The sequence below is a fragment of the Cryobacterium sp. genome, from assembly GCF_025463825.1.
GTDB lineage: Bacteria > Actinomycetota > Actinomycetes > Actinomycetales > Microbacteriaceae > Cryobacterium.
This window is the reverse complement of sequence record NZ_JAODBG010000093.1, coordinates 1-25,628: the sequence shown is the minus strand read 5'-3', so window position 1 is coordinate 25,628 and position 25,628 is coordinate 1. Positions and strand designations below refer to the sequence as shown.

Annotated in this window: 21 protein-coding genes and 2 pseudogenes; 20 read left to right on the top strand and 3 right to left on the bottom strand. The window is 68.3% G+C overall.

From position 1 onward, the window contains the following. The first annotated feature begins 14 nt into the window (after positions 1-14). Positions 15-2,267, top strand: coding sequence for a bifunctional (p)ppGpp synthetase/guanosine-3',5'-bis(diphosphate) 3'-pyrophosphohydrolase (locus JWP54_RS11270; RefSeq protein WP_297371914.1), 2,253 nt, complete (start codon positions 15-17; stop codon positions 2,265-2,267). A gap of 681 nt (positions 2,268-2,948) precedes the next feature. On the opposite strand, the gene JWP54_RS11265 is transcribed toward JWP54_RS11270, so the two are convergent. Together JWP54_RS11265 and JWP54_RS11260 are read right to left on the bottom strand one after the other, a co-directional pair. After that, a complete protein-coding gene (locus JWP54_RS11265; RefSeq protein WP_297371911.1) occupies positions 2,949-4,181 on the bottom strand; it encodes a DUF349 domain-containing protein in 1,233 nt (410 codons plus the stop codon). Between the two features lie 162 nt (positions 4,182-4,343). Next, positions 4,344-5,156 (bottom strand): peptidylprolyl isomerase, encoded by an 813-nt coding sequence (locus JWP54_RS11260; RefSeq protein ID WP_297371908.1) that lies wholly within the window; start codon positions 5,154-5,156, stop codon positions 4,344-4,346. 185 nt (positions 5,157-5,341) lie between these two features. On the opposite strand from JWP54_RS11260, the gene JWP54_RS11255 reads away from it, so the two are divergent. The 13 genes from JWP54_RS11255 (at position 5,342) to JWP54_RS11195 (ending at position 19,904) form a co-directional block, all read left to right on the top strand. Next, entirely contained in the window at positions 5,342-6,679 is a 1,338-nt protein-coding gene (locus tag JWP54_RS11255; protein ID WP_297371905.1) for a replication-associated recombination protein A, read from the top strand. Positions 6,680-6,882: 203 nt separating this feature from the next. Further along, on the top strand, positions 6,883-7,512 hold the full coding sequence (gene rpsD, locus JWP54_RS11250) for a 30S ribosomal protein S4 (RefSeq protein ID WP_088456307.1): 630 nt from the start codon (positions 6,883-6,885) through the stop codon (positions 7,510-7,512). Between the two features lie 133 nt (positions 7,513-7,645). Continuing rightward, the gene (locus tag JWP54_RS11245) at positions 7,646-8,011 is read left to right on the top strand and encodes a DUF948 domain-containing protein (RefSeq protein ID WP_297371897.1); all 366 of its coding nucleotides are present in this window, start codon (positions 7,646-7,648) and stop codon (positions 8,009-8,011) included. A gap of 100 nt (positions 8,012-8,111) precedes the next feature. Continuing rightward, positions 8,112-8,333 carry a hypothetical protein gene (locus tag JWP54_RS11240; RefSeq protein ID WP_297371894.1) on the top strand — a complete coding sequence of 74 codons (222 nt, stop codon included), beginning with the start codon at positions 8,112-8,114 and terminating at the stop codon, positions 8,331-8,333. An 83-nt stretch (positions 8,334-8,416) separates the two neighbouring features. After that, positions 8,417-11,071, top strand: coding sequence for an alanine--tRNA ligase (alaS, locus tag JWP54_RS11235; protein WP_297371891.1), 2,655 nt, complete (start codon positions 8,417-8,419; stop codon positions 11,069-11,071). A gap of 3 nt (positions 11,072-11,074) precedes the next feature. Then, on the top strand, positions 11,075-11,548 hold the full coding sequence (gene ruvX / locus JWP54_RS11230; RefSeq protein WP_297371888.1) for a Holliday junction resolvase RuvX: 474 nt from the start codon (positions 11,075-11,077) through the stop codon (positions 11,546-11,548). An 80-nt stretch (positions 11,549-11,628) separates the two neighbouring features. Then, a complete protein-coding gene (gene mltG / locus JWP54_RS11225; protein WP_297371885.1) occupies positions 11,629-12,942 on the top strand; it encodes an endolytic transglycosylase MltG in 1,314 nt (437 codons plus the stop codon). Further along, a complete protein-coding gene (locus tag JWP54_RS11220; RefSeq protein WP_297371883.1) occupies positions 12,935-13,882 on the top strand; it encodes a shikimate dehydrogenase in 948 nt (315 codons plus the stop codon). Before mltG ends, JWP54_RS11220 begins: the two co-directional genes overlap by 8 nt. A gap of 5 nt (positions 13,883-13,887) precedes the next feature. Continuing rightward, positions 13,888-15,096 (top strand): chorismate synthase, encoded by a 1,209-nt coding sequence (aroC, locus tag JWP54_RS11215; protein WP_297371880.1) that lies wholly within the window; start codon positions 13,888-13,890, stop codon positions 15,094-15,096. A 160-nt stretch (positions 15,097-15,256) separates the two neighbouring features. After that, positions 15,257-15,754, top strand: coding sequence for a shikimate kinase (locus JWP54_RS11210; protein ID WP_297371877.1), 498 nt, complete (start codon positions 15,257-15,259; stop codon positions 15,752-15,754). Between the two features lie 5 nt (positions 15,755-15,759). Continuing rightward, complete coding sequence (gene aroB, locus JWP54_RS11205) at positions 15,760-16,848, top strand: 3-dehydroquinate synthase (protein WP_297372053.1); 1,089 nt, start codon at positions 15,760-15,762, stop codon at positions 16,846-16,848. Positions 16,849-16,937: 89 nt separating this feature from the next. Continuing rightward, positions 16,938-18,443, top strand: a complete 1,506-nt coding sequence (locus JWP54_RS11200) for a M1 family metallopeptidase (RefSeq protein WP_297371873.1) — start codon at positions 16,938-16,940, stop codon at positions 18,441-18,443. Positions 18,444-18,530: 87 nt separating this feature from the next. Further along, positions 18,531-19,904 (top strand): transcriptional regulator, encoded by a 1,374-nt coding sequence (locus JWP54_RS11195; RefSeq protein WP_297371870.1) that lies wholly within the window; start codon positions 18,531-18,533, stop codon positions 19,902-19,904. A gap of 161 nt (positions 19,905-20,065) precedes the next feature. Here JWP54_RS11195 and JWP54_RS11190 read toward each other — a convergent pair. Beyond that, positions 20,066-20,590: pseudogene (locus JWP54_RS11190) on the bottom strand (DUF6518 family protein). Between the two features lie 131 nt (positions 20,591-20,721). Between JWP54_RS11190 and JWP54_RS11185 the strand changes: the two are divergent. The 6 genes and pseudogenes from JWP54_RS11185 (at position 20,722) to JWP54_RS11160 (ending at position 25,429) form a co-directional block, all read left to right on the top strand. Next, positions 20,722-22,215: pseudogene (locus JWP54_RS11185) on the top strand (aldehyde dehydrogenase family protein). An 87-nt stretch (positions 22,216-22,302) separates the two neighbouring features. After that, entirely contained in the window at positions 22,303-22,737 is a 435-nt protein-coding gene (locus JWP54_RS11180) for a DUF779 domain-containing protein (protein WP_297371867.1), read from the top strand. 53 nt (positions 22,738-22,790) lie between these two features. Beyond that, positions 22,791-23,240 (top strand): type II 3-dehydroquinate dehydratase, encoded by a 450-nt coding sequence (locus JWP54_RS11175; protein ID WP_297371864.1) that lies wholly within the window; start codon positions 22,791-22,793, stop codon positions 23,238-23,240. A 78-nt stretch (positions 23,241-23,318) separates the two neighbouring features. Next, on the top strand, positions 23,319-23,879 hold the full coding sequence (gene efp / locus JWP54_RS11170) for an elongation factor P (RefSeq protein WP_297371861.1): 561 nt from the start codon (positions 23,319-23,321) through the stop codon (positions 23,877-23,879). Continuing rightward, entirely contained in the window at positions 23,879-24,298 is a 420-nt protein-coding gene (nusB, locus tag JWP54_RS11165; protein ID WP_265397809.1) for a transcription antitermination factor NusB, read from the top strand. Before efp ends, nusB begins: the two co-directional genes overlap by 1 nt. 111 nt (positions 24,299-24,409) lie before the next feature. Next, on the top strand, positions 24,410-25,429 hold the full coding sequence (locus JWP54_RS11160; RefSeq protein WP_297371857.1) for a DUF4190 domain-containing protein: 1,020 nt from the start codon (positions 24,410-24,412) through the stop codon (positions 25,427-25,429). The last annotated feature ends 199 nt before the right edge of the window (positions 25,430-25,628 follow it).

The following is a 25,628-nucleotide window of genomic DNA, read 5'->3' as shown; positions in this document are numbered from 1 at the left end:
AATGAGGTAACGAGATGACTGAGATTACAACGCCATCCACCGCGTCCCTGCGCCGCCTGGTTCCCCGGATCTTCTCGCGGGCGCAGCCCGTCGGGGCTGTGGACACGCTGCTGAAGACCGTGCGCACCCACCACCCCAAGGTGGACCTCTCGATCATCGAGCGCGCGTACACCGCGGCAGAGCGGGCGCACGACGGCCAAAAGCGCCGGAGCGGCGAACCGTACATCACCCACCCCGTCGCGGTCGCGCAGATCCTCGCCGACCTCGGCATCGGGCCCAAGACCGTGGCCGCGGCCCTGCTGCACGACACCGTCGAGGACACCGACTACACGCTGGATGCGTTGCGTGCCGACTTCGGCGACGAGATCACCATGCTCGTGGACGGCGTCACCAAGCTCGACAAGGTCAAGTACGGCGACTCGACACAGGCCGAGACCGTGCGCAAGATGATCGTCGCGATGTCCAAGGACATCCGGGTGCTGATCATCAAGCTCGCCGACCGGCTGCACAACGCCCGCACCTGGGGTTTCGTCCCCGCCGAGTCCGCGATCCGCAAGGCCACCGAAACCCTCGAGATCTACGCACCGCTGGCGCACCGGCTCGGCATCCAAACCATCAAGTGGGAACTGGAAGACCTCTCCTTCGGCGTTCTCTATCCCAAGCTGTACGCCGAGATCGAAAGCCTGGTCAAGCAGCGCACGCCGCAGCGCGAAGAATTCGTGCAGTACGTCATCGACGCGATCAACGACGACCTCAAAGCCGCGCGCATCCGCGGCAAGGTGGCCGGCCGGCCCAAGCAGTACTACTCGATCTACCAGAAGATGGTCGTGCGGGGCCGGGAGTTCGACGAGATCTACGACCTGGTCGGCATCCGCGTCCTGGTGAACTCCGTGCGCGACTGCTACGCCGTACTGGGCGCCATCCACGCGCGCTGGACCCCGCTGCCCGGTCGTTTCAAGGACTACATCGCCACCCCCAAGTTCAACCTGTACCAATCCCTGCACACCACGGTGCTCGGCCCGAGCGGCCGGCCCGTCGAGATTCAGATCCGCACCCAGGAGATGCACGAGCGCGCCGAGTTCGGTGTCGCCTCGCACTGGAAGTACAAGGAGCAGGTCAACGGCAAGAGCTCGGGCCCCGGCCCGCAGAGCGACACCGACATGGCCTGGCTCGCCCACATCTCCGACTGGCAGGCCGAAACCGCCGACCCCAACGAGTTCCTGGACTCCCTGCGCTACGAGATCGGCGCCAAGGAGGTCTACGTCTTCACGCCGAAGGGGCGCGTGATCGGGTTGCCCGCCGACGCCACCCCGGTGGACTTCGCCTATGCTGTGCACACCGAGGTGGGCCACCGCACCATGGGGGCGAAGGTGAACGGCCGGCTGGTGCCGCTGGAGAGCTCCCTCACCACCGGTGACGTCGTCGAGGTGTTCACCTCGAAGAACCCCGACTCCGGGCCGAGCCAGGACTGGCTGAACTTCGTCAAGAGCCCCCGGGCGCGCAACAAGATCCGCCAGTGGTTCACCAAGGAACGCCGAGACGAAGCGATCGAGCAGGGCCGCGACGCCATTGCGCGCGCGATGCGCAAGCAGAACCTTCCGTTGCAGAAGCTGATGAACCAGGACTCCTTCGCCGAAGTGGCCGCTGTCATGCGCTACGAAGACGTGTCGGCGTTGTACGCCGCCGTCGGCGAGGGGCACGTTTCCACCCAGTCGGTTCTGGAGAAAGTGGTCGCAACCCTGCAGAGCGTGGAGGAGAGCGACGCCACCGACCTGCCGTTCACCCCGAACGGGCGCACCCAGACGCTCCGCAACAACGACTCCGGCATCCTGGTGCGCGGTGCCCCCGACATCCTCGTCAAGCTGGCCCGCTGCTGCACTCCCGTTCCCGGTGACAAGATCGTGGGCTTCATCACCCGCGGGTCCGGCGTCTCCGTGCACCAATTCGACTGTCACAACGTGCAGGAACTGCTCAAGGAACCGGAGCGGATGATCGATGTCGACTGGGCGCCGACCTCCAAGAGCCTGTTCCTGGTGCAGATCCAGATCGAGGCGCTGGACCGCTCGGGACTGCTCTCCGACGTCACCAGGGTGCTCTCCGAGCACCACGTCAACATCCTGTCGGCCACGGTGCACACGTCAAGCGACCGCCTGGCGATCAGCCGGTTCGTGTTCGAGATGGGGGACACCACCCACCTCGACCGGGTGCTGAACGCCGTGCGCCGGATCGACGCCGTCTACGACGTGTACCGAGTCAGCGACGGCTGAGCCGGCGGGCAACCGGGCCGGGTGATTCAACCGCGCGGCGGCGGCCAGCTGCGCGGCGGCAATCCGGCTGAACGACATTCCGCGCCGACCCGCCAGGACCGGTTCGCCAGAGTCGATCCCCGCCCGCGCCAGCAACGCGGCGATCAGGACGGTGTCGGCACGGTGGCCGGGTGCGGGCCCCCACCGGGCCAGGTCGATGGCGGTGCGCAGGGGAGTGGTCACCAGCAGGCGGCCCAACCGGACCGTGTCGGCGCTGCCGAGCCGCACCTCACGCAGCTGCGCTCCGGCACCGGGGCGGTTGCCGGTTCGAGCGCCCACGTCCACACAGAACTGGTGCTCCGCCGGTTCAGCCGCCAGGCCGAAGATCCAGGCCGCAGTGAGCCGTTCGGCGGCAGCGCGGCGGGGTGCGGACCGTTGGATCGCGCCGGCCCGGGTGACCGGCCCGTCCGGGGCATCGACCGGACACCAGGAACCGGCCAGCGCGAAGAGCTCCCCATCGAGGCGGGCACAGACCAGCTCGGCCAGCGGCAGGTCGGCTTCGGTCAGCGCAGCGGGCACCAGGGGAGTCATCGCACCAGCGTGCCGGATAACCGGCAGCACGAGAAACGGGACCGGCGAATCTGTGGATGGATTCGTCGGTCCCGTTCTGTGGACAACCGGGCCTCGGTGAAGGTCCGAGCGTTACTGGCCGATGGCCTTCAGCCACGCCTTGCGGGTCTCGAGCGCCTCGGTGGCGTCCTTGATCTTGCGGGCGTCCTTGGTCGCCTCCGCGGCGGCCAGTTCGGCCTCCAGCTTGGCGATCGCATCGTGCAGCTGGCCGGCGAGGCCCTCTGCGCGCGCCTTGGTCTCGGGGTTGTTGCGCTTCCAGTGGTCGTCGTCGAGCTTGCGGACGGCGGCTTCCACCTTGCGCATACGCTCCTCGACCGGCTTGACCTGGTCGCGGGGGACCTTTCCTGCGGCGTCCCAGCGGCGCTGGATGGAGCTGAGCTGCTCGCGCGCCTTGACCCGGTCGGTCTCGGTGAGCAGCGATTCGGCCTCGGTGAGCAGATCGAGCTTGACCACGAGGTTACCGGCGAACTCTTCGTTGTCCTGGGCGTCGATCTCACTCTTGACCGAGTAGAGCACGTCACCGGCAGCCTTGAACTTCGCCCACATGGCGTCGTCCTGCTTCTTGCCGGAGCGGCCGGCGGCCTTCCAGTCCTCGAGCAGATTGCGATAGGCGGGGATGCCGTCCGCACCCTGCGGCGCGAGGGCTTCGGCCTTCTCGATGAGCTGCTGCTTGCGGTTGCGGACGTCCTTGTGGGCGCTGTCCAGCTCGGCGAAGAACGCCTTGCGGTTCTGCTCGATGGTGGTGCGGGCGGCGCGGAATCGCTTCCACAGCTCGTTGGCTTCACCCTTGGGGATCCGCGGAGCGTCGTGTTGGTGGGCCTGCCACTTGGCGAAGAGCGCGTCGAGGGCAGCGCTGGTCTGCTTCCACTGCGTTTTGGCGGGGTCTTCGGCGGCGAGGCGTTCGGCCTCTTCGACGATCCCGGCACGTTCGGCGACGGCGGCAGCACCGGCCGCCTTGGCTTCTACGCTCTGCTGCTCGGTGAGCTCGGAGACGGTGCCACCCAGCGCGCCGAGGCGTTCGGCGAGGGCGGCGAGGTTGCCGACCGCGTTCGCCGAAGCAACCGACTTGGAGAGGTTCGCGACCGACTTGGCGATGTCCGCAGCGGGAGCACCACCCTTCGCGCGCTGCTCGAGCAGGGTGACCTGCCCGTTCAGCTCGACATATTTACGCTCGAAGTAGGCCAGTGCCTCCTCCGGGGTCGCATCCGGGTACTGGCCGACGGCGCGTTCCCCGTCGGCTTCGCGCACGTAGACAGTGCCGGATTCGTCTACGCGACCCCATGGTTGCTGATCTGTCGTAGTCAAGAGCCTCACCTTAATGATTTGGTTGATTCCCCGCGGCGTTGATACCCGCAGCGGGTGAATCCCTGGACAAGCCAGTACTGACACAAGCCAATACCCGCACAAGCCTATTGCAAGCGTGCGCGTCGGTCGGCGGAATCGACCGAACTGTTATCGCAGGACGGGTTACTGGAGCGTGAATGCGGTGATCGTGGTGGGGACCGTCGGTGCGCCGTCTGTGCTGCCGTCGGCGATACCGGCGTCGACGATGCCCGCCTCGAGCTCGTCCAGTCCACTGGTGACCGTGCCGATCACCGTGTACCCGCCGGCCTCGCCGGCCGGAATGGTGGTGTCGTCGTAGACGATGAAGAATTGGCTGCCGTGGCTGTAACCGTCGTCGGACCTGGCCATGGCGATGGTGCCGGCCGGGTAGAGGTCGTCGGCCGGGGCGTTCTCCACCGGGCCGTAGAAGTAATTCGGGCCGCCGGTTCCGTCGCCGGCCGGGTCGCCGCACTGCAGCACGGAGAAGCCGCCGTTGGTGAGCCGGTGGCAGCTGACCCCGTCGTAGAAGCCGGATTGCGCGAGGCTGATCGTTGACGACACGGCCTGGGGCGCGAGCGCGCCATCCAGTGCAACACCCAACGGGATGTCGTTGAGGGTCAGCGTTCCGGTCCAGGTGCGGCCCTCGGCGAGCTCACTGGAGGGCACCTCGCCGGCGTTCGCGCCAGCGGTCGGCGTGACCGTGCCCGCCGTGGGAGTCGGTGTCGGGGTTGCCGTGGCCGCGGCTTCGGGCGAGGGGGTGCCCGGGCCGCCGTTGAAGTAGAACAGCTGCGCGCCCACCAGCAGCACGAGAACGACCAGCAGCGCCGCGCCGGCGATGATGTTGTCGCGCACCCGGCGCTTCTGCTGGTGCTCGTTCACGGCCTTGCGGGCCTGGAACGCGCGAACGCGGCCTCGTGCTTCGCGGGCTTCGCGTTCCTGTTTGCTGCTCGGTGCCACGGAAATCCTCCAGGTGCCGCCTGCGGCGGTAGATAGGCATCCGGGCGTCGACGGCCCGGAACAACCGCAACTCTACGCACCCGTGGCCGGCGGCGAAAACCGGTGTCGGTTTCCTGTCCACGGTGGCCTGCGCCGCCCGACCGGCGCGGGATCGGGCTGTCGGCGGCACAAACTACGCTGGAGCCATGTCTTCTGCCCAGCCCGGCCTTCGTACCGGCGCGACGCCGCTCGCGGTGCGCATGCGCCCCAAGAGCCTGGCCGAGGTCGCCGGCCAGCGCCACCTCCTGACCCCGGGGTCGCCGCTGGTGAGTCTCGCCAATGACAAGTCGGGGGAGCAGGGCTCCGTGTCGGTCATTCTCTGGGGGCCGCCCGGAACAGGCAAGACCACCCTGGCGCAGACGATCGCGCACAGCTCCGGCCGCCGGTTCGTCGAATTGTCCGCCGTCTCCGCCGGGGTGCGGGACGTGCGGCAGGTGATGGAGGAGGCGCGCACCAGCCGGGACCTGTACGGGCTGTCGACGGTGCTCTTCCTCGATGAGATCCACCGGTTCAGCAAGGCCCAGCAGGACGCCCTGCTGCCGGGCGTGGAGAACGGCATCATCATCCTGGTCGCGGCCACCACCGAGAACCCATCGTTCTCGGTGATCTCGCCGCTCTTGTCCCGCTCGCTGCTGCTCACCCTGGAAACCCTCAGCGACGACGACCTCGGCATCGTCGTGGACCGCGCCGTCACCGACGCCAGGGGCCTGGCCGACAGGTTCGTGCTCGACCCCGAGGCCCGCGGCGCGATCATCAGGCTCGCGTCCGGGGACGCCCGCCGGGCGCTGACGGCCCTCGAGGCGGCCTCGGTGTCCGCCGCCACGACCGAGGTCGTCGAGGGCGACAAGCCCGTCATCACCACCGAGATCGTCTCGCTCGCCGTCGACCGGGCACTGCTGCGCTACGACCGGAACGGTGACGAGCACTACGACGTCATCAGCGCCTTCATCAAGTCGGTGCGCGGCTCAGACGTGGATGCGTCCCTGCACTACCTGGCCCGCATGATCGAAGCCGGCGAGGACCCGCGCTTCATCTGCCGGCGCATCATCGTGCTCGCCTCGGAAGACATCGGCATGGCCGACCCGCAGTCGCTGGTCATCGCCATCGCGGCCGCCGACGCCGTGCAGTACATCGGCATGCCGGAAGGCCGCATCCCGCTGGCGCAGGCCGTGGTGCACCTCGCCTGCGCCCCGAAGTCCAACGCCGCCTATATGGCCCTGGACGCCGCCATCGCCGACGTGCGCAACGGCAACACCGGCCGGGTGCCCAAGCACCTGCGCGACGCGCATTATCCGGGCGCGAAGCGACTGGGGCACGGCAAGGGCTACAAGTACCCGCACGACGACGCGCTCGGCGTGCTGCAACAGGACTACCTGCCCACCGAACTCCGCCGCACGCAGTATTACCAACCGACCGAACACGGCAACGAACGCGATGTTTCAGCGCGCCTGGCCAAGCTGCGCAAAATCATCCGGGGTCAGTAGACACGTGCTAACCTTGACCTCGCCTACAACTGGTTTCGTCATGCGGCTGCGTCGCGACACCACCGTTGGAGTGGATTCGCCCTGTAGCCGGGCGGCCCGTGGCACCCACCCCTCTGATCTCCCGAGACGCTCCGGCTTGCCCTTCACCAGGTTCGCCCGATCCGCCTCGGTATCCATTTTCCAATTCCATCCGAAAGGACACTGTGTCTACCAAGTCACGCACCCGCAGCAAGACCCGCCTCTCGCGGGCCCTGGGCATCGCCCTCACCCCGAAGGCCGCCAAGTACCTCGAGAAGCGTCCCTACGCTCCGGGCGAGCACGGCCGCACCAAGCGCAAGACCGATTCGGACTACGCCGTGCGTCTGCGCGAGAAGCAGCGCTTACGCGCCCAGTACGGCATCCGCGAAGCCCAGCTCAAGATCGCCTTCGAAGAAGCGCGCCGTCGCCAGGGACTGACCGGTGAGAACCTGGTTGAGATCCTCGAGACCCGTCTCGACGCCCTCCTCGTGCGCTCGGCCATCGCCCGCACCACCGCCCAGGCCCGTCAGATGGTTGTGCACCGCCACATCCTCGTCGACGGCCAGCTCGTCGACCGTCCCTCCTTCCGCGTGAAGCCGGGCCAGCTCATCCACGTCAAGGCCAAGAGCGAGGGCACCGAGCCCTTCCAGGTTGCCGCGGCCGGCGGTCACGTCGACCTGCTGCCCAAGCTCCCGCCGTACCTCGAGGTCGAGCTCGACAAGCTCCAGGCCCGCCTCGTGCGCGCTCCGAAGCGCATCGAGATCCCCGTGACCTGTGAAGTCCAGCTCGTCGTTGAGTACTACGCAGCACGCTAGTCACCGTCCGGGCGGCCAGCCGCACCGGAACTGAACTACGCTGGAGGGCGGATCACCTACGTGATCCGCCCTTTTGCGTTCTGTGCGCATGTTCGGTGCCCGAGATCGGTCGACCTGAGATGGATGGTGTCCTATGACTGGTGGAGATATTGCCGGCCTGATTGCCGCGGGAGTGTTCGCGATCCTCGTGGCATTCCTCGCCATCCCGCTGATCAAGCTGGGCCGCGTCTTCGATGAGACGACCCTGGCGATCCGCGACCTGAGTTCCAATGTGACGCCGCTCCTGGAGGAAACGACCAGCACGCTCGCACAGACGAACCATCAGCTGGCAACCCTGGATACCATCACCACCAACGTGGCCGAGCTGACCGGGAACGTGTCGGCCATGGTCGCACTCTTCGCCGCCACCGTCGGCGGACCCCTGATCAAGCTGGCCGGGTTCTCCGCCGCCGTGCGTGCCGCGCTCACGGCCTCCCGACCCCGCCGAGGCAAGAAGTAGTCCACTACGCTTGAAACCCTGACCGTCCGGGCCGCGCCCGCATACACCAGCCAGCCTCCGGCCGTCGGTCACCACATCCACAACACAGGGAGAAAATGCCATGAAGAACTTCATCTGGTTGCTCGTCGGCGTCGGTATCGGCTTCGTCGTCGCCCACGAGGTCAATAAGACCCAGCAGGGCAAGCGCTTCTTCACCGACCTGGACGCCAAGACCCGCGAGTTCGGTGAGGCCATCTCCGAGGGCTACCGCAAGCGGGAGGCCGAGCTGCACGCCGCCCTCGGCGACGCCGAGGACACCATCGAAGAGCTGTCCAAGCCGTAACCTCCTTTTTCCTTTCACCGCACTCCTTCCCACCGCATTCCCAGGACCGGGTTCTCACCGGTCCGGCAAACAGTACGGACCCCATGCAGACTGCCGACATCCGCGGGCGCTGGCTCGACTTCTTCGCTGACCGTGGACACACCGTTGTCCCGTCGGCGTCGCTCGTGAGCGATGACCCCACCCTCCTCTTCACCGTGGCCGGCATGGTGCCGTTCGTGCCCTACCTCACCGGTCTGGTGCCCGCGCCGTACCCGCGCGCCACGAGCGTGCAGAAGTGCATCCGCACCAACGACATCGAAGAGGTCGGCAAGACCCCCCGCCACGGCACGTTCTTCCAGATGAACGGCAACTTCTCGTTCGGCGACTACTTCAAGGAGCAGGCGATCAGCTACGCCTGGGAACTGCTCACCTCGAACGAGGCCGACGGCGGCTACGGTTTCGCCGAGAAGGACCTCTGGGTCACGGTGTACGAGAACGATGACGAGGCCTTCGGTTACTGGCGGGCGCTGGGCCTGCCGGAGAACCGCATCCAGCGCCTCGGTATGGACACCAACTACTGGTCCACCGGCCAGCCCGGCCCGGCCGGCCCCTGCAGTGAGATCTTTTTCGACCGCGGCCCCGAATATGGCATCGACGGCGGTCCGGCCACGGACGACGACCGCTACGTGGAGATCTGGAACCTCGTCTTCATGCAGTACCTGCGCGGCGAGGGCAGGGGTAAGAACGACTTCGAGATCCTCGGCGACCTGCCCAAGAAGAACATCGACACCGGCATGGGCCTGGAGCGGGTCGCGTTCCTCAAGCAGGGCGTGCAGAACATGTACGAGATCGACCAGGTGCGCCCGGTTCTGGACCGTGCCGCCGCCCTCTCCGGTCGCCGGTACGGCGCCGACCACGAGGACGACGTGCGGATGCGCATCGTCGCCGACCACGTGCGCTCCTCGCTGATGCTGATGAGCGACGGGGTCATGCCGTCCAACGAGGGCCGCGGCTACATCCTGCGCCGCCTGATGCGCCGGAGCGTGCGGGCCATGCGCCTGCTCGGCGTCGACACCGCCTCCTTCACCGAACTGTTCCCGGCTTCCCGCGACGCCATGAGCGCCGCCTACCCCGAGGTCGCCACCGACTTCGACCGGATCAGCCAGGCCGCCTACGCCGAGGAGGAGACCTTCCTGCGCACCCTCGCGAGCGGCTCCAGCGTGCTCGACATCGCCGTCGCCAAGACCAAGACCGCCCAGAAGACCGAGCTCGCCGGCGACACCGCGTTCCTGCTGCACGACACCTACGGCTTCCCTATCGAGATCACGCTCGAAATGGCGGAGGAAGCCGGCCTCAGTGTCAACCGGGAGGCTTTCGACACCCTGATGGCCAAGCAGCGCGCCATGGCCAAGGCCGACGCCAAAGCGAAGAAGACGCACCTGGCCGACCTGTCGGTGTACAGCGCCTTCCGCGCGCACGGTGAGACGGTGTTCACCGGCTATCACACGCTGCAGACGGAGTCCAGCATCCTCGGCCTGATCGTCGACGGCGCCTCGGTGACCCGAGCGGTCGCCGGCGACATCGCCGAGGTCATCCTCGCCGAAACCGCCCTGTACGCAGAGTCCGGCGGCCAGGAGGCCGACGCCGGCCTGATCGTGGGACCCGGCTATGAGCTCGAGGTGCTCGACGTGCAGAAGCCCGTCAAGGGCCTGATCAGCCACAAGGTTCAGGTCTCCAGCGGCGAGGTGGGTGTGGGCGACTCCGCCACCAGCGTCGTCGACCCGAATTGGCGGCGCGGCGCCCGCCAGGCGCACTCCGGCACGCACATCCTGCACGCTGCGCTGCGGCAGGTGCTCGGCCCGAACGCCCACCAGTCCGGCTCGTACAACAAGGCCGGCTTCTTCCGTCTGGACTTCTCCTGGAACCAGGCGCTCTCGCCGGCGACCCGCAGCGAGATCGAGGAGATCTCGAACAATGCGATTCGCGACAACCTCGAGGTGACCACCCGGGAACTGCCCCTCGACGAGGCCAAGGCGCTCGGCGCTATGGCTCTGTTCGGCGAGAAATACGGTGACCGCGTTCGGGTCGTCGACATCGGCGGCCCCTGGTCGCGGGAACTCTGCGCCGGCACCCACGTGGGCTCCAGCGCCGAGATCGGCATGATCAACCTCGTCAGTGAGGCCTCCGTCGGGTCCACCAACCGCCGGGTGGAGTCCCTCGTCGGCCTTGAAGCGTTCCGCGACCTCGCCGCCGAGCGAGCCATCGTGTCGCAGCTCACCAGCAATCTCAAGACCCCGCGGGAGCAATTGCCCGCCAAGATCGCGGACCTCATGCAGAACCTGAAGGCGGCGGAGAAGAAGATCGCGTCGTTCGAGGCCCGCGCCCTGACCGACCGGGTCCCGGCCCTCGTCGCCCAGGCCGGCCGGGTCGGCGAACTCACCGTGGTCGCCGAGGACCTCGGCACCCTGGGCTCCGCCGATGACGTGCGGATGCTCGTCACCGCCACCCGGGAACGGCTCGGCTCCGACCCCGCCGTGGTGGCCCTCGCCGCGACGGTCGCCGACAAGCCCGTCGTGATCGTGGCGACCAACGCTGCGGCCCGCGACGCCGGTGCGAAGGCCGGCGCGCTGGCCAAGCACCTCGCCGGGATCCTCGGCGGTGGCGGCGGCGGCAAGGACGACCTCGCCCAGGGCGGCGGCACCAAGGTGGAGCTGATCCCCGAGGCGCTCAGCACGCTGCGAACGCTTCTGGCCCGCTAAGCCATGCGGACTGGCGTGCGGGTGGGCATCGATGTCGGGACAGTCCGGATCGGTGTCGCCCGGAGCGACTTCCACGGCATGCTCGCCACCCCGGTCGAGACCGTGCCCCGGGTGAAGGGTGCGCCGGCCGGTGACCTGGCCCGGGTCGCCCATATCGTCACCGAACTCGACGCCGTCGAGGTGATCGTGGGGTTGCCCCTGGCCCTGTCCGGGCGGCACACCGCGTCGACCGAGGACGCCGTCGGGTTCGCCGACGCCCTGGCCGGCACGGTGCCGGTGCCGGTGCGGCTCGTCGACGAACGGCTGTCTACCGTGTCGGCCCAGGCCGCCCTGCGCACCTCGGGACGCAGCACGCGCACCCAGCGTCCAGTGGTCGATCAGGTGGCCGCGACTATTATCTTGCAGCACGCACTTGACACCGAACGGGCCTCTGGTAGACCCGCCGGTGCGCTCGTAGCACAGACCGAGAGGCCGTAATCGTGGCGAAAAGTCCGCCGGAAACCCCTGACGCAGCAAGCGGCAGCGCGGGCGAGGCGTCGTTGCCCTCCCGTCGCTCCATGCGCGATGCGGCCAGGGCCGCAGAGGCCGAGCGCGAGCGTGCGGACGGCACCGCGGCCCCAGCGGATGTGGACGATTCGGCCGCGGCCCGCGCAGCCAGGAACAACCCGTTCGCCGGGCTCGGCTACCAGGCCGAGGGGACGCCGGCGGCAACCGCCCCGACCCGGCCCAGCCAGCCGAGCTCCCGCACCGACCGGCGCGCCCAGGTCTCCTCCCAGCTGGCCGACCGGGTGCCCGCTCCCCGGAAGTCCCGCCGGGGCGGCTGGGGCTGCCTCATCGTCGTGCTCATCGTCCTCGGCCTTATGGCCGCGGCGGCGTTCGCGCTGCAGGGCCCGATCACCCAGCTGATCGCGGCCACCCAGGAGCCCGAAGACTACGAGGGCGGCGGCAGCGGCGAAGTGCTCGTGATGATCCACGACGGTGATACCGGCTCCGACATCGCCGACACCCTGCTCGAGCAGGACGTGGTGAAGAGCTACAGCGCGTTCTACGACCTGCTGCTCGCCCAGTCGGCGGACCCCGTCTTCCAGCCTGGCGCGTACCTGTTGGCCAAGCAGATGAGCGCGCAGGCTGCGCTCGAATCGCTGCAGGACCCCGAGACCCGCCAGGAACTCACCGTCGTGATCCCGGAGGGCACCGCCGCCGTCGACGTGCTCGTCTCGCTCTCCGAGGGCACCGAGATCCCGCTCGCCGAGCTGCAGGCCGCCGCCGCAGACCTGTCAGTTTTCGGGCTGCCGGCGGAGGCCACCAGCCTGGAAGGGTTCCTCTTCCCGGCCACCTACACGTTCGAACCGGGCACCACCGCGGTCGACGTGCTCAAGACGCTGGTCAACCGTCAGTTCCAGGCACTCGACGAGGCCGGGGTCGCACCCGCCGACCGCTGGAAGACCATCGTGATGGCCTCGCTGATCCAACGGGAAGCCGGGCTGCGGGACGACTATTACAAGGTCGCCCGCGTGTTCTACAACCGGCTCGACCCGAACCAATGGGAGAGCGGGCTGTTGGAGTCGGACGCCACGGTCGCCTACGGCACCGGGAACACCCACCTCGTCACCACCACGGATGACGAACGTGAGGACCCGAACAACGCCTACAACACCTATCTGCACCCCGGGCTGCCCGTCGGGCCGATCAGCAACCCCGGCGACCTCGCGATCGACGCGACCCTGCACCCGGCGGACGGGACCTGGCTGTTCTTCGTGACCTGGAACCTGGACACCGGAGAGACGATCTTCTCCACCACCGTCGACGAACACGATGCCGGCGTTGCCAAATGGCTGGACTGGATGGAGGAGCACCCCGAATATGGCTGACCCCACCACATCCCCTGACGCCACAGCCTCCCGTCCCGCACTCGACCGGCGCCGACTGGCCGTGCTCGGCTCCCCGATCGCGCATTCCCTGTCGCCGGCCCTGCACACCGCGGCGTACCGGGCGCTGGGGCTGCCCTGGCAGTACACCGCGACCCGGGTGGACGCCGGCGAGTTGGCTGGATTCATCGACGGGCTCACTCCGGAGTGGCTGGGCCTGTCGCTCACCATGCCGCTCAAGCACAGCGTGCAGTCCCGGCTGAACGACCTCGACCGGGTCGCCACCCTCACCGGCGCCGTCAACACCGTGCGGATCGAGAACTGGCCGGCGGACGGTTCCACCCCGGCCCGCACCGGCTACAACACGGATGTGCCCGGCCTCGTCCGGGCCCTCGCCGAAGCCGGCATCGACCGGGCGGTCCGCGTGACCCTGCTGGGTGCCGGTGCAACGGCCGCATCCGCCCTGGTCGCCGCCGCGGAGCTCGGTGCGGAGACGGTGGACATCATCGCTCGCACTCCCACCCGCGCCGACACCCTGGTTGACCTCGGCCGACGGCTGGGCCTGGTCGTGACGGTGTCGGGGCTCTCCGCCGTCGCCGACGCCGCCCGGGTCAGCGATCTGGTGATCAGCACCCTGCCCGGCGACGCCCGACTGGCCGCCGAATTCCCCGCCGCTCTCCGCGCGAACACGCTGCTCTTCGACGTGGGCTACGCGCCCTGGCCGACGGCCCTGGCCGGTTCCTGGGCTGCGGCGGGAGGGCGCGCCAACTCCGGCCTGACCATGCTGCTGCACCAGGCGCTCATCCAGGTGCGCATCTTCGTGGGGAACGACCCGTTCCTGCCCCTGCCGGACGAGGACCAGGTCCTGCTGGCCATGCGGGCCGCGCTGCCCGCCGACGGCCGCACCGGTGCCGATTCGGCCGGCCACCCTGTGGAAGGATAGAACCCATGCTTCGTTGGCTCACCGCCGGAGAGTCCCACGGCCCCGAACTCCTCGCCATTGTCGAGGGTTTGCCCGCAGGGATCCCGGTCACCCTAGATGACATCCGCCTCGACCTTGCGCGCCGCAAACTCGGCTACGGCCGGGGCGCCCGCATGAAGTTCGAGCAGGACGAACTGAACATCTCCGGGGGAGTGCGCCACGGCCGCACCCTCGGCGGCCCGGTCGCCCTGCGCATCGGCAACACCGAATGGCCTAAGTGGGTCGACGTGATGAGCCCCGAACCCATCGAGGGCGACAAGCTCACCCGCGGCCGCGGCGCTCCGCTGGTGCGTCCGCGCCCGGGCCATGCCGACCTCGTCGGAATGCAGAAGTACGACTTCGACGAGGCCCGCCCGGTCCTGGAACGCGCCAGCGCCCGGGAGACGGCCGCCAGGGTCGCCCTCGGCGCCGTCGCCCGCGCCTTCCTGGCCGGCCTCGGTGTCGAACTGGTCAGCCACACCCTCTCCATCGGTCCGGTTCGCGTGCCGGAGGGCTCACCGTTGCCGCGCCCGAGCGACGTCGACGCCCTCGACGCCGATCCGTTGCGCTGCTTCGACGCCGCCACCAGCGCGCTCATGGTCGCGGAGGTGGACGCCGCCCACAAGGACGGCGACACCCTCGGCGGCATCGTGGAGGTGCTCGCCTACAACCTCCCGCCCGGGCTCGGCTCGTTCGTGCACTGGGACCGGCGCCTCGACTCGCAGCTCGCCGCCGCCCTGATGGGCATCCAGGCGATCAAGGGTGTCGAGGTCGGCGACGGTTTCCTCACCACCACCCGCCGCGGTTCGGATGCGCACGACGAACTCGTGCAGGTCGACGACCAGATCCTCCGCTCCAGCGACAAGGCCGGCGGCACCGAGGGCGGCATGAGCACCGGCACCGTGTTGCGCGTCCGCGCCGGCATGAAACCCATCGCCACCATTCCGCGGGCCCTGCGCACCGTGGACATCACCACGAGCGAAGCCGCCCCCGCGCACCACCAGCGCTCGGACGTCTGTGCGGTGCCCGCCGCGGGCGTCGTGGCCGAGGCCATGGTCGCGCTGGTGCTCGCGAACTCCATGCTCGAGAAGTTCGGCGGCGACTCGCTCACCGAAACCAAGCGCAACCTGGACGCCTACCTCGCCAGCATCCCGGCGAACCTGCGCACCGGGGCGTCCAGCGACGCCACCGTCTGACGTGCTGTTCCTGAGCCCGGAGGCGTCCCGGCCGGCCGAGGGCTGGCCGGCCGCTCCGTCGCCGCACCAGCCGCCGCGACCGACGCGAGCCGCTGACGATACGACCGATCCTGACGCTGGACCCGTAAGCAGCGAACCGCCACGGGAGACCGAAACACCGTTGTATCCGTTGGTCTTCGTCGGTCCCATGGCGTCGGGCAAGTCGAAGATCGGTCGCCGGGTGGCGCGCACCCTCCGGGTGCCGTTCGTCGACACCGACAAGGTGATCGTGGCCACGAACGGTGCGATCACCGAGATCTTCGCCCGGCACGGCGAGGACCACTTCCGGGCGCTCGAACGTGCCGCGGTGGCGGCCGCGCTGCAGCGGCAACGGGTGATCGTGTCCCTCGGCGGGGGAGCGGTCCTCGACCCGGCCACCCGCGCCGACCTCCGCCGGGCCACGGTGGTCTCGCTCAGCACGACCGCGGACGCCGTGCGCAACCGTACCAAGAACGCCAAACGGCCCCTGCTCGCCGCGGGCCCTGACGCCTGGCAACAAATTTATGACGAGCGCCGCCCGCTCTACGAGGCGCTGGCCAGCATCTCCTTCGATACGTCGACCAGGCCGGTCGACGCCATCGCCGCCGACATCGTGAAATGGGTTAGAAAACAATCGTGACCGACATCATCCCCGCAGAGTCCGGCACCACCACCATCACCGTCACCGGCGTCGACAGCTACCCGGTCTCGATCGGTCGCGGCATCGTCGCCGACGTTGCCCAGCAGCTGGGCGACACCGTGAAGAAGGTGCTCATCGTGCACACCTCGCACCTCGGCGCTCGCGCCGTGGCGCTACGGGAGAGCCTGCTGGACCGCTACGAGGTGCTCATCGCCGAGGTACCCGACGCCGAAGCCGCCAAGCGCGTGGAGGTGGCCGCCTTCTGCTGGCAGGTGATGGGCCAGTCCGACTTTACCCGCACCGACGCCGTGATCGGCTTCGGTGGCGGCGCGGTGACCGACCTGGCCGGTTTCGTGGCCGCGACCTGGCTCCGCGGTGTGAAGCTCGTGTTGATTCCCACCAGCGTGCTCGGCATGGTCGACGCCGCCGTCGGCGGCAAGAACGCGATCAACACGGCTGAGGGCAAGAACCTCGTCGGCACCTTCTACGCCCCCGCCGCCGTGGTCTGCGACCTCGAGATCCTGAACGACCTGCCCCGCAACGAGATCCTCGCGGGCTTCGCCGAGATCGTGAAGGCGGGATTCATCCAGGTCCCGGAGATCCTCGACATCGTCGAAGCCGACGTCGCCGCGGTCACCGACCCGACCACACCCGAATTCCGCCGGGTACTCGAACTGGCCATTGGGATGAAGGCCCGCGTTGTCGGCGTCGACTTCAAGGAGGCGGGCCTGCGGGAGATCCTCAACTACGGGCACACCCTCGGCCACGCCGTCGAGCACGCCGAACGGTACGGCTGGCGGCACGGCGCCGCGGTGGCCGTTGGCATGATGTTCGCCGCGGAACTCGCCCGGCTCAGCGGCCGGCTCTCCGACGAGGCCGTCGACCGGCACCGCCGCATCCTGGAATCACTGACCCTTCCGATCAGCTACCCGGCAGGCCGCTGGCCCACCCTGCTGGCCACCATGCAACGCGACAAGAAGACCCGCAGCGGCATGCTGCGCTTCATCGTGCTGGACGACATCGGCAAGCCCACCGTGCTCGAGGGACCGGATGCGTCCCTGCTGTTCGCCGCGTACCAGGAGATCGGCTCCTAGCCGACCGTGCTCCCGGGCAGGGGCCGTTGCCGGATCGGGAAGGCCGCAGTAAGTTGTGGATTCCTTGTATGCAACGAAGGAGTTGTCCCGTGCAGTCACTCAGCAAGCTCCACACCATAGCGCTCGCGAGCCTGTCCGTGTTCGCCCTCACCGTCTGCGGAATCGGAACAACGGCACAAGCTCACCCCGGAAACGGGGGCGGGCGCTACGTCGCCGGCGCCGACGGGAGCGGTGACGCATACTTCCCTTACGCCGGCAACGGCGGCTACGACGTGCAGAACTACGACCTGGCGCTCCGCTACGCGCCACCGGCGGATCCCACGGTTCTCACGGGCCGGCTCGACGGGGTGGCGACCATCACCGTCCGTGCCCTGCAGGACCTCAAGTCGCTCAATTTCGACCTTCGCGGACTCGAGGTCACTTCCGTGCAGGTGGACGGCAAGGCCGCGGCCCACGGGAAGTCGCTCGGCAATGCCAACGCCGAATGGTCACAGACGCAGGACGAGGCAAACCGGTACTGGGAACTCACGGTCGCTCTGCTGCCGAAGCTCAAAGCCGGCCAGACGACGACCATCGTCATCGAGTACGGCGGAAGCACCGGGCAGCCGCTCGACACCACCGGCGCCCTCTACGGGTGGGTCACGACAGCCGACGGCGCCATGGTGGTCAACGAGCCCGAGGGCGCGGCCACCTGGTACCCGGTGAATGACGACCCGCAGGACAAGGCAACGTACTCGTTCCACATCACGGTGCCGGACGGGAAGACGGCCGTGGCGAACGGGCTACCCGTCGGCGAGCCCCGGGCTGCGGCAGGCTGGACGACGTGGGAGTGGCAGGCGTCCGACCCGATGGCCAGTTACCTGTCGACGGCGAGCGTCGGCGACTACACCTTCTCGCGCGACGTGGGCCCGGACGGTCTACCGATTCTCAACGCCATCGACTATGGCGTGACCGGTGAGGACCTGGCAGAGTCGACCGCGTCACTCGCATTGCAACCCGAGATGATCGCCTTCCTCGAGAGCCAGTTCGGGCCGTACCCCTTCGAGACGTTCGGCGCGATCGTCGATGACGACACGGTCGACTACGCACTGGAGACCCAAACCCGACCGGTCTATTCCGAGGTTGCGGACGAGTACACCGTGGTGCACGAAATGGGGCACCAGTGGTTCGGGAACTCCGTCTCCCCGTCGGACTGGCGTGACATCTGGTTGAACGAAGGCTGGGCGACCTACATCGAATGGCTGTGGGCCGAGCGTCAAGGCACGGCGACGATTCCCGACCAGTTCGCCGACACGGTGGCCTACCTGGACGCGAACGACGGTTGGGCGCTCAACATCGCGGACCCGGGTCGCGACAGCCTGTTCGACGCTCCGGTCTACCTGCGCGGAGCGGCCGCCCTGTACGCGTTGCGCGCGACGATCGGTGACACCGCATTCTTCGACGGCGCCCGGCTGTGGCTGACCCGGTACAGCGACTCGACAGCGACCACCGAGGACTTCGAAGCGGTGATGGAAGAGAGCTCCGGCCAGCAACTCGACAGCTTCTTCGACGACTGGCTGCGCGAAGCCGACCGCCCGACAATGCCGGAGTCCTGAGCACAGCGGAGCATCCTGTGCCTAGAATGAAGCACCCGACCGGCCCGTGAGCAGGTCGCCGACGACCAGCGCTGATCGGAGGTGGATGTGAGCAGCCCGTGGACCGTCGCCGGCACCGACTCGGCTCACGCATCCTTCGCCCGGCAGGAGCGTCAGCACGAGGCCGTGATCGGGGACCGGACGGAGCTGCCGCCCACGAACGTCGCCGGTGCCGGGGTGCGACGCCTCGTCCGGGAGTCCTGGCAACGCTCGCTCTCGCTGCGGCTGGACCCGCTCACCGCCCAGGCCGCGCCGACCCTCAGCGCGGATGACCTGGGCCGGCTGCGGCCGCACCATCCGCTGGCCGCCGTATTGCCGGTGATCAACCGCCTGCTCGTGCGGCACGCGGCCGAGTTCGGCCTGATCGTGGCCGTGGCCGACGAGACGGGCCGGCTGCTCTGGATCGACGGCGACAGCGCCGTGCGCACTCGTGCGGAAGACATGCACTTCGTGGTGGGCGCGGACTGGTCGGAGGCGCGGGTGGGCACCAGCGCACCGGGCACCGCACTCACCCTCGACCACGGCATCCAGATTCAACGCGCGGAGCACTTCAGTCAGCTGGCGCACTCGTTCAGCTGCACGGCGGTTCCCGTGCACGACCCGGTGACCCAAGCGGTGCTCGGCGTCATCGACATCACCGGGGGAGACGGTGCGGTCGCCCCACAGACCCTGCCGCTGATGGAGGCCGCCGTCGCCGCTCTCGAGGCGGAGCTGTGCATCAACAGCCTTCGCGCACCCGGGCCGGCACGGGGCCGACCGTCCGGCTTCGCCGCCTCGAACGTGCTGCTCAGCGTGCTGGGCACCGAGCACGGTGTGCTGCACGGCGCGGCCGGGCCCGGCACCCCCGGCCGGTTCGGCGCGCCGGTACCCGGCGCACACCCCTCCGCTGACCTCAGCCGGCGGCACGCCGAGATCCTGCTGCTGCTCGCCTGGCACCGGCAGGGGCTCTCCGCCGAGCGCCTCGCGGCCTACCTCAGCGACGACCAACCGCATGCGGTGGAGAACCTGCGTGCCGAGATGGTGCGGTTGCGCCGGGTGCTGGCGGGGAGCCATCCGACCCTGCGCATCGCGTCCAGGCCCTACCGGCTCGAAACCGGCATCGACACCGATGCCGGGCGGCTGCTGGCGCTGCTGGGCCGCGGCGCCCACCGGATGGCTCTGGCCGCCTACCGCGGGCCGGTGCTGCCCGGCTCGAGCGCGCCGGGCGTGACCGAGATCCGGGCCGAGGTGAGCCGGCGGCTGCGGCAGACCCTACTCAGCGACGCCTCGGTGGAGGTGCTGCTCGATTACGCCCGCAGCGACGAGGCCACCTGGGACAACGAGGTGTGGCGGGCCTGCCGGGAACTGCTACCCGCCCGGTCACCGCAGCGGGCCGCCGTGGTGGCGCACCTGGGCGGGATCGAGGCGGAATTCGCCGCGTAGGCCTGCCGTGGTCAGTTCAGGATGGCCACGACCACGCTCACGTAGGCCAGAGCGCCGACCAGCCACACGCATCCCACCAGGGGGATCAGGCGTGCGGTCAGCCCGGTTCGCAGTATCGCTGCTGCCAGGAAGGCGACGGACAGGGCGATCTCCAGGGACCGTTACATCGGACTGGTGGTGTCCGCGATTGTGTTCAGCGCCCAGATGCCCTCGCCGAGAAGGACCGCGCTGAGCGGCGTGACGCCCAGCGAGCGCCACACCGGGCCGCCGTGCCGCACCAGGCCGGCCGAGACGCCGAGCACGGGGCCCGCGATCAGGCTGACGACTGTTCAGATCGAGGTGAAGGTGTCCCCGTCGTCGAACCCGCGCCATTCCGACACCACGCTGTAGGACTCGGTGAGCAGCAGGAAGACCAGCACACCCGAAAACAAGCCGAGGAGGGGCTTGGCGCGGCCCAGCCAGACCAGCAGGAAGCTGAGCATGGTCCAGCCGCCGACGGAATTGGCCAGCGAGTTGATCCAGGCCGGCAGGTATTGCTGGCCGAAGCTGGTCAGCCCACCGACCAGCATGGCGCCCGGACCGGTCACCAGCACCGCCCGAAGCGCTGAGGGCACGCTCTCGCGGTACCACCAGAGCGCTCCCGAATGCACCGGCGCGACAGAATGGGACGCTTCGAGGGTTTCCATGTTCTCGACGTTAGGCAGTCCGTCCGGGCGGCGGCGTCCTCCCGGCGGATGACAGCCGCGGACCTCAGGAATAACTCTCGCAACGTTTCGCAACCGTTTACGCCGCCCCCGGCACACCGAATGCGAAAGTCATCTTCAAGCCCCGCTACGAGAACTGGATCGGAGGCGAATGGGTGCCGCCGGTGAAGGGGCAGTACTTCGAAGACATCTCTCGGGTCAACGGCAAACCATTCACCGAGGTCGCCCGCAGCACCCACGAAGACATCGACCTGGCCCTCGATGCCGCCCACAAGGCCGCGCCGGCCTGGGGGAAGACCACCGCCACCCCACGCGCCGCCGTGCTCAACAAGATGGCGGATGTCATCGACGCGAACCGGGAACTCCTCGCCGTCGCCGAAACCTGGGACAACGGCAAGCCCATCCGGGAGCCGTTGAACGCCGACCTACCCCTGGCCGCGGACCACTTCCGGTACTCCGCCTCCGCCATCCGGGGCCCAGGACGGCGACCACGCCGAACTCGACAACGACACCATGTCGTACCAGTTCCACGAGCCCCTCGGCGTGGTGGGCCAGATCATCCCGTGGAACTTGCCGATCCTGATGGCGGTCTGGAAGCTCGCGCCGGCGCTGGCGGCCGGCAACGCGGTGGTGCTCAAGCCCGCCGAGCAGACGCCCGCGTCGATCCTGGTGCTGATCGAACTCATCGGCGACACCTGCCGCCCGGGGTGCTGAACATCGTCAACGGCTTCGGCATCGAGGCCGGCAAGCCGCTGGCCTCGTCGAACCGCATCCGCAAGATCGCCTTCACCGGCGAGACCACCACTGGCCGGTTGATCCTGCAATACGCCAGCGCCAACATCATCCCGTCGACGGTGGAGCTGGGCGGCAAGAGCGCCAACATCTTCTTCGAGGATGTGGCGCAGAAGGACGACAGCTACTACGACAAGGCGCAGGAAGGCTTCGTGTTGTTCGCGTTGAACCAGGGCGAGGTATGCACCTGCCCCAGCCGGGCCCTGCTGCACAAGCCGATCTACGACAGCTTCCTCGGCGGCGCGATCGAGCGCACCAAGCTGGCCAAGCAGGGTGATCCGCTGGACACCGACACCCAGGTCGGCGCCCAGGCCAGCAACGACCAGCTGGAGAAGATCCACTCCTACATCGACATCGACATCGACGTCGGCAAGAAGGAGGGCGCCAAACTCCTCCTCGGCGGCGATCGGGTGGACCTGGGCGGAGACCTCAGCGGCGGCTACTACGTGGAGCCGACCATCTTCGAGGGCCAGAACAAGATGCGCATCTTCCAGGAGGAGATCTTCGGACCCGTCGTGGCGGTCACCAGCTTCGATGATTACGACGATGCCATCTCCATCGCCAACGACACCCTCTACGGGCTCGGTGCCGGCGTCTGGTCACGGAACGGCACCACCGCGTGCCGGGCCGGCCGGGACCTGCACGCGGGCCGGGTCTGGGTGAACAACTATCACAACTACCCGGCTGGGGCGGCCTTCGGCGGCTACAAGAGTTCGGGGATCGGGCGCGAGAACAACAAGCTCGCCCTGGGCCACTACCAGCAGACCAAGAACCTGCTGGTGAGCTACTCCGAGGACGCGCTGGGCTTCTTCTAACCCGTGCTGCCGGCCGGGGGGCCATACCCGGTCGCCCGGCCGGCACCCACACTGACCAGCACCACCCGCTTCCCCCTGGAGGACGACATGACAGATCTGATCACACCGGCACCCGTCGCGGCAGTCGAGGCGAGTATCACCATCGCCGGCGAAACCCGTTCACGGGTGGCGCTGACCCAGCCGACGGTCGAGCTGTTGCAGAGCCTCTGGGAGGAGTACGGTCCGCTGATGTTCCACCAGTCCGGCGGTTGCTGCGACGGCAGTTCGCCGATATGCTTCCCGGCGGGGGAGTTCATCACCTCCGACCAGGACGTGCTGCACGGTCGGCTCGACATCGCGCCGGCGGGGGAGCCGGAGCAGCTCATCGACTTCTGGATCTCGGCCGAACAGTTCGAATACTGGAGCCACACCGCCTTGCTGATCGACACGGTGAAGGGGCGTGGCGGCGGTTTATCGGCCGAGGCGCCGCGCGGGGTCCGGTTCATCATCCGGTCGGAGCTGATGGAGACGTTCAGCGGCTGACCGGCGCCCGAGTGGAGCGACCGTGATAGGTGGCGGCCCTCTAGGCTGGGTCCATGCGCACAGTCCTCGTCCTCAACGGCCCGAACCTCGGACGCCTCGGCAGCCGGGAGCCGGATGTCTACGGCTCAGCGAACCTCGGCGACCTGCGCGTGCTGCTCACCGAGGCGGCGCCCGACGACGTCACGGTGGACGTGCGCCAGACGGACGACGAAGCCGAGCTCATTCACTGGCTGTACGAGGCCGTCGACACGAGCACCCCGGTGGTGCTCAACCCGGCCGCGTTCACCCACTACAGCTACGCGCTGCGCGACGCCGCCGCCCTGGTCACCAAGGCCGGCATTCCGCTTGTAGAAGTGCACATCTCCAACCCGCACGCCCGGGAAACCTTCCGGCACACCAGCGTGGTCAGCGCCGTGGCGACCGGCGTCATCGCCGGCTTCGGCTTCGACTCGTACCGGCTGGCCCTCGACCACATTGTCCGGCTGCCCCCGGCCGTCGGCTAGAATGCTCTGAGGCCTCCTGGGCCCTTCAGGCCTCACGGCCGCGCACCTTACCAATTGAATCGAACGGAACACCTTTTCATGGCATCTACCGCCGACATTCGTAATGGCGTCGTCCTCAACATCGACAAGCAGCTGTGGGCCGTCATCGAGTTCCAGCACGTCAAGCCCGGCAAGGGTGGCGCCTTCGTGCGCACCAAGCTGAAGAACGTCGTCACGGGCAAGACCGTTGACCGCACCTTCAACGCCGGCGCCAAGATCGAGACCGAAAACGTCGACCGCCGCGACTTCCAGTACCTGTACGCGGATGGCGACTCCTACGTCTTCATGGACGTCTCCGACTACGACCAGCTCACCGTTTCCTCCACCGTCGTCGGCGACGCCGCCAACTTCATGCTGGAGAACCAGGCCGTCACCGTGGCGCTGCACGACGGCAACCCGCTCTACGTCGAGCTGCCGGCGTCAGTGGTGCTCGAAATCACCTACACCGAGCCCGGCCTGCAGGGCGATCGCTCCACCGGCGGCACCAAGCCCGCCACCGTGGAAACCGGCTACCAGATCCAGGTGCCGTTGTTCCTCGAGCAGGGCACCAAGGTCAAGGTCGACACTCGTAACGGTGACTACCTCGGCCGCGTCAGCTAGTGAGCGCCCGTACCAAGGCGCGTAAGCGCGCGATCGACATCCTCTACGCCGCCGACATCCGCCAAACGACGATCCCGCAGTCCCTGGCGATGGAGGCCGAGCGTGCCGCCAACGAGCCCGCCCGCATGGTGTCGTGGCTGTACGCCCGCGACATCGTCGACGGGGTCGTGGACCACCGCGACGAGATCGACGAGCTCATCGAGACGTACTCGCAGGGGTGGACGTTGTCGAGGATGCCCACCATCGACCGTGCGATCCTGCGGATCGGCATCTGGGAAATCCTGTACAACGACGCGGTGCCGCACGCCGTCGCGATCGACGAGGCCGTCGAGGCAGCGAAGGTGCTCTCCACGGATGACTCGGCGGGATTCGTGAACGGGCTGCTCGGCCGCATCGCGCAGACGGCGCCATCCGCCTGACCGGCATCGTCGCCAGAACCGCACCGCCGCGGGAACGACCAGCACGATCAAGCACGACGAGTGCCCGTCCGGTGGCCTGAGCCACCGGACGGGATGACCGAGGGGGAGAGCTTGACTGCAGACAGCCACGACGAGACCGGGGAACCGACGCCGCAGGCGCCGCTTGCTCCTCCCACCCAGGGCGCCGTGCAGGTGCAGGGCTATCCGGCACCGACCGGCCACGGCTTCCCTGCCGTGCCGACGCCCGGGAACGGCCCGCTCGGGGTTCCGGCCGCGCCGCGCACAAACACGATGTCGATCGTCTCCCTGATCACCGGTTTTTTCTGCTCCATTGCCGCCGTGATCACCGGGCATCTCGCGCTCGGCCAGATCCGGCGCACCGGCGAGAACGGGCGAGGGCTCGCCATCACCGGTCTGGTGTTGGGCTACCTGGGCATCGTCGCCGGCGCCGTGGCGCTGATTTACGCGATCCTGTTCGCGGCCTCGATCGGTTCGATCTTCTCCGCGATAATCGGCTCGACGTCGTCCTCGTCGTCGTCGCCGTCCGTCATCACCGCGGGCCAGGTCGGTGCCGCGCACCTTGATGAGGGCTACCTCGAGGTGGGCGCCGGCAGCGTCGTCGTCGACCTGTATATCGACCCGATGTGTCCGTTCTGCGGCCAGTTCGACACGGCGAATGGTGACGCCCTCGCCGCGCTCGTGGACGATGACAGCATCACCCTGCGCCTGCACCCGCTGACCTTCCTGGACAGTGCGTCGCAGGGGAGCGAATACTCCTCACGGGCCTCGGCCGCTCTCACCTGCGAGGCCGCGCTCAACCCGGGCTCCACCTTGGACTACCTGGCCGCCATGTTCGCCAATCAGCCGGCGGAGGGCACGGCAGGCCTCACCGACGACCAGCTGGTAGACCTGTCTTCGGGTAAGGAATCAATCGCGGACTGCGTCGCCGGCGGCGAGTACCAGGCTTGGGTGCAGTGGAACACCGACAACGCAGTCAACGGACCGATCGAAGACGCCGAGATCACCTCCATTCAGGGCACGCCCACCGTGCTCGTGAACGGTCGCCAGTACACCGGCGCGATCGACGACCCGACCGCCCTGACCGAGTTCATCTCAGGCACCGTCTCCTAGCTCGCCAACCGTGAGCTGAGCCCCGAAAACGCGACGTTTTCGGGGCTCTTCGCAGTTCTCCCGGGCCCGTTCTTCAGTGTCGGTGGTAGGTGAGACGATCTCACTATGAGTAGCCCCGATCAGGCACCACCGCCAGTTCCAGACGATGACGACGACCACTCTCCGGAACCCGCTCCACCAGATCCACCACCACCCACAC